A 2,214-nucleotide genomic window follows, 5' to 3' on the forward strand; every position below is an offset into this window, starting at 1 on the left:
AAATTACCTTGCTCATGGTAGATTGCTCCTAGGTTGCTGTAATCGATTGCCACTGTGGGGTGATTCTCACCAAAAAACTTAAGCTCAATGACTAGTGCTTTAGTGCAAGACTCTGCCGCCTCGCCTAAATTGCCTTGGTCACGGTAGATTGCTCCTAGGTTGCTATAATTGCTTGCCGTCGTAGGATGGTTTTCACCAAAAAGTTTAAGGTTGATGGCAAGCGCTTTGCTGCTACACTCTTCCGCCTGGCCTAAATTGCCTTGGCTTTGGTAGAATTGTCCTAGGTTATTGTAACGAGTTGCCACATCGGGATGATTTTCACCAAACAGGTTAAGGTCGATAGCGAGGGCTTTGTGAATATACTCTTCTGCTTTGTTTAAATTACCTTGCTCATGGTAGATTTGTCCTAGGTTATTGTAATCAATTGCCACATGGGGATGATTTTCACCAAAAAGCTTAAGCTCAATGGCAAGCGCTTTGCTGCTACACTCTTCCGCCTGGCCTAAATTGCCTTGGCTTTGGTAGAGTTGTCCTAGGTCATTGTAATCAATTGCCACATCGGGATGATTTTCACCAAACAGGTTAAGGTCGATAGCGAGGGCTTTGTGAATATACTCTTCCGCTTTGTCTAAATTGCCTTGCTTTTTGTAGATTATTCCTAGGTTGTTGTAACCGCTCGCCACATAGGGATGATTTTCACCAAAAAGCTTAAGGTTAATGGCAAGCGCTTTGTTGTTATACTCTTCCGCTTGGACTAAATTGCCTTGGTCTTTGTAGATTTGTCCTAGGTTATTGTAACCAATTGCCACACGGGGATGATTTTCACCAAAAAGCTTAAGGTTAATGGCAAGCGCTTTGTTGCTATACTCTTCCGCCTGGCCTAAATTGCCTTGCTCTTTGTAGATTTGTCCTAGGTTGCTATAATTGCTTGCTACAACGGGATGATTTTCACCAAAAAGCTTAAGGTTAATGGCAAGCGCTTTGTTGCTATACTCTTCCGCCTGGCCTAAATTGCCTTGGTCTTGGTAGAGTGTCCCTAGGTTATTGTAACAAGCTGTCACCTTGGGATGATATTCACCAAAAAGCTTAACGTCAATAACAAGTGCTTTGTTAGTGTACTCTACTGCTTTGTCTAAATTACCTTGGTTATGGTAAATGATTGCAAGAGCATTTAAAACCCTCGTATTTTGTGGATTTGCTTCTTTTGCTAAAAGATACCATTTTTTTGCTTTTGTATGTTGAAAAAGCCTCCGGTGTATATCTCCGCGCGTCTCTGGTGAGTTATCCTCCAAATCAGAAGATTTAAGTATATCTTCATTACCTGCTAAAAAATCTTGAATAACTTGATAGAAAGGAATGAAGATGTGGTAGATTTTTTTTATCTTTTTTAAGGCTTTATGATCTAGGGCAAACTGCTGTTGAATAAGCTTTGGATCTTCAAAGCCAAAAGGTTTAAGCAAAGGATTCATCATCTCTTGTTGCGCTTGATAATGTGAGTAAGCCTTAAGACGCATGAATAAGGCTACGCTCATCCAATCCTTTAACTTTTCAGTGGCCCCTTTCATTATAATCTCTAACTCCCTTAGTTTATCAATCCTAGTAAAAGTGTCGGAAGCTTCTATTTTCTTAAGAAGAGCTAGACGGTCAAAAGCTAAATGAGGAAACCGATAAAAATCATTTTTAACTTTAAATAACATTCCTTCTTTGCTTATGTTATCCATCCCTGGATCAAAATTTTCCATATCTTCCTGAACTAAATGATGGTGGGCTAGGTATTGGCGTATATTAAGATTTTGTTGATAAGGAGCATTAAGCTTATGTTGAACATTTTGTCTATATTGCTCAGTTAGCTCCTCGTTGCCTAACAAATGAGTAAAGTTTAGCAATTCCATAGGAAGATGAGGCTCTTTTTCATGCCACCACTGGCCTTTTTCATTTTTGCCAATATACTGCGCCATCTTTTCAGGAGTTTGGATAAGCTCAAACGTCTTACCATTACCTAAAGGAGTTTTACAGCCTTTTCCTTCTACCCCTGCTCCATCAAAGGCAAATCCCCTGGGCGTAATGCCATCAAAAAATTTGATGGCTTTTAAGCAAGGAATATTTAAAGCAGGAAGGATAGTTTCTCCCAAGTTGATAACCTGCAAGTGAATTAGATTTGTAAGATTCCTAAAGTACTTCTTATTTATAGGATTGTCGTCTTGTACAAGGATG

The 2,214-nt window shown here is 39.6% G+C and carries 1 protein-coding gene; it reads right to left on the reverse strand.

Annotated features, from left to right (window positions below; translation table 11 throughout):
- On the reverse strand, positions 1–2,132 hold a 2,132-nt coding region (locus tag DB41_RS10515), incomplete at its 3' end, for a tetratricopeptide repeat protein (protein ID WP_155117541.1).
- Between the last annotated feature and the right edge of the window lie 82 nt (positions 2,133–2,214).

The sequence above is a fragment of the Neochlamydia sp. TUME1 genome (assembly GCF_000813645.1).
In the GTDB taxonomy this organism is placed as follows: domain Bacteria; phylum Chlamydiota; class Chlamydiia; order Chlamydiales; family Parachlamydiaceae; genus Neochlamydia.